Annotated in this window: 2 protein-coding genes and 1 pseudogene; all 3 read right to left on the bottom strand. The window is 72.8% G+C overall.

Features of this window, described 5'->3' with window-relative positions:
* On the bottom strand, positions 1-1,027 hold a 1,027-nt coding region (locus tag ACS04_RS30090; protein ID WP_158977669.1), incomplete at its 3' end, for a hypothetical protein.
* A 151-nt stretch (positions 1,028-1,178) separates the two neighbouring features.
* A complete protein-coding gene (locus tag ACS04_RS40175) occupies positions 1,179-1,532 on the bottom strand; it encodes a LysR substrate-binding domain-containing protein (RefSeq protein ID WP_053081021.1) in 354 nt (117 codons plus the stop codon).
* A gap of 70 nt (positions 1,533-1,602) precedes the next feature.
* A pseudogene (locus tag ACS04_RS40560) lies at positions 1,603-2,079 on the bottom strand (LysR family transcriptional regulator); the annotation flags it as partial.
* Positions 2,080-2,501: the final 422 nt, after the last annotated feature.

Here is a 2,501-nt window from a genome sequence, read left to right as displayed (position 1 = left end):
AGGTCCGGTTGAAGGTGCAGGTCTGGGGTCCGGGGTCGGCCAGTTTCAGATCGCCGGAGGTGGGAGTGGGGGTCGGCGTGGGAGTCGGGGTCGGGGTTCCGCCACAGCCGGGGGTGGCCTCCGGCGGCAGGGGGACCCGCCAGATCTGGGTGTCGTTCTCCGAGCCGACGAGCAGGCTCGTGCAGTCGAAGTAGGTCACCGTCTCACCCTGCGACTGGGCGGGCAGGGCGACGTCCGCCAGCTTGGCCCCCGCGGTGTCGTACACGGAGGCCGTGTTCGCGCCCAGCGGACCGCCTCTGCGCAGTGTGTACGAGGCACCCGAGGGCGAGAACGCTCCGTCGGTGGCGAAGACCGGGCCGGACCGGACGGCGGTGAGCGTGTTGAGCTGTCCCGTCCGCGGGGGCAGCGGGGCCTTGTACAACTGCCCTGCCGATCCGATCAGTTTGCTCGCGATGTACAGCTGCCCGGAGCCGGGGTCGGCGAGCAGGGACTCGGCGTCGTGCCGGCCGTCCGCGTAGGCGAACCTGTAGGTCACCGGGGTCACTGCGGCGTCGGCGAGCCGGTCGGGCTCGGCGAAGGAGTGCACGAGGACCTCGGCGCGACCGCTGAAGTTGTCCCCGATGTCGCCGACCAGGATGACCGGGAGGCCTGCCGCGTCCTTGCCGAGGGAGAGCCCCTCCCAGTCGGTGTTGCCGACGCCGAACAGGGTGTAGGTGGCTTTGAGTTGGCCGGTCGCGCCCGTGCAGTCGACGGCGAAGACCTGGTTGGTGTTGCCGCTGTCGTTGACGGCGTAGAAGACGCCGGGGTGCTTGCGGCTCATGGCGAGCCCGCTGAGTTCGGCCATGCCACCGGGCAGCGTGCACTTGCGTTCCGGGGCGGGGACGGCGACCGAGGCCCCGGGCACGGCGGCGGGGCCGCCTGCGGCGCCGGCGGGACCGGTTGCCGGCCATGCGGCGGTCGGCAGTACGGTGGCGAGGACCGCGGTCGCGAGGGCGGCGGCCCCGGGGGGTGTGAGGAGTCGAGACATGCACACCATGTGATGGCACATCAGATGGTGATCGCCAGGTACGGCGACCCCCCGTTCGAGCATCGTTCAATGCCGGGACGGCATGCCTGGCCGAAACACGGCGGGTGCGGGTGCGATGCGGGCGGCCCCTTTGGACTGCGGCGGCTCGCGGTCAGCGCGCCGGCTCCCGCACGGGCGCGTTGTGCCGGGCGTGCGCGATGAACGCCCGGGCGGCGCGGGTCAGCGGCCGACGGGCGTGCGCGATGCCCACGGGGCGCAGCAGGGGCGGGGTGAAGGAGCGGATCTCGGCGCGGCTGCCGAAGGCCCTCAGCACCACGTCCCGGTACCAGATGAGGGAGCCGCGGCCGTCGGTCACGCCGGTCACCCAGGCCAGCCGCTCGTCCACCTCGAAGGCGGGCACGGGCCGGACTCCGAGGCAGCTGAACATGGCCTCCATCTCGGTACGCCGTCCGGTCCCCGGGGTCGGCAGCACCATCGGCAGGCCGTCGAGCAGCCGGAACGGCACCGGGTCCGGCAGCCGGCAGCCGGCAGCCCGCGGGCGAGACCAGCACCACCTCGCGTTCCTGGATGTGGTGCGTGGACAGCTCTTTGTCCACGGGCAGGTCGACCAGGGCCAGCTCGGACGTTCCGTCGAGGACTTCCTGCACCAGGGACTCCCGGCCGTCGTGCTGGTGGAGCCGCACGTGGACGCCGGGGTGGCGCGCGGTGTACGCCGGGACCAGCTCGGAGGCCAGGTCGAGGGCCAGGGTGGGGGTGGTGACGAGGGTGAGGGTGACCCGTCCGCCCCTGCCGTTCGGGGTGCCGATGTCGTCGATGGCGTCGACCGCGTCGAGCACGGTACGGGCCAGCCGGACCACCCGGGCGCCTTCGGGGGTGAGGTCCACCCCTCTGCCCCGGCGGGCGAGGAGCTCGATGCCGAGGTCGCGCTCCATGGCCTGGACGGCCCGGGAGAGGGCGGACTGGGCAACGAAGACCGAGGCGGCCGCGCCGGTGATGGAACCGCAGTCCGCGACGGCGACGAGGTAACGAAGCTGCGCGAGTGTGGGGGTCATGACCGGACGGTAACCGCGCGAGGTTGACCCTGTAAGGGGCGCCGTGGTGAACAACTGCCCGAATGTGACGCGGTGGACATGCTCCAGGGGTGCCGAGGCATACCGGCCGGGCATGAGCCCCGGCTCACGCCGTGCGCCGCGCCGCGCTCCGGCGGCGCCCCACCGGCCGGGGAACACCGCAGGTCGGCGGCGGGAGCAGGCCCCTCGACCGCTGCCTGCGAGGCGGTACCCGACCCTCCGGAATCGCTCCGGTACGTGAAGGACCTTACTCCGCATGGCCGTTGACACTGCACGACGACCACCGCACGATGCATCCCGGCGTCAGGGGATTTGACCAACGTTCAAGCCCGTCCCACCCAGACGGGTCGCCCGGCCACCCGTACCGGTGGGAGCTGCCCGCGCGCGCTCCCCGCCGCCCCCGC

This window comes from Streptomyces roseus (assembly GCF_001044425.1).
GTDB classification, from domain to species: domain Bacteria; phylum Actinomycetota; class Actinomycetes; order Streptomycetales; family Streptomycetaceae; genus Streptomyces; species Streptomyces roseus.
This window is presented reverse-complemented; position numbering and strand designations above follow the sequence as displayed.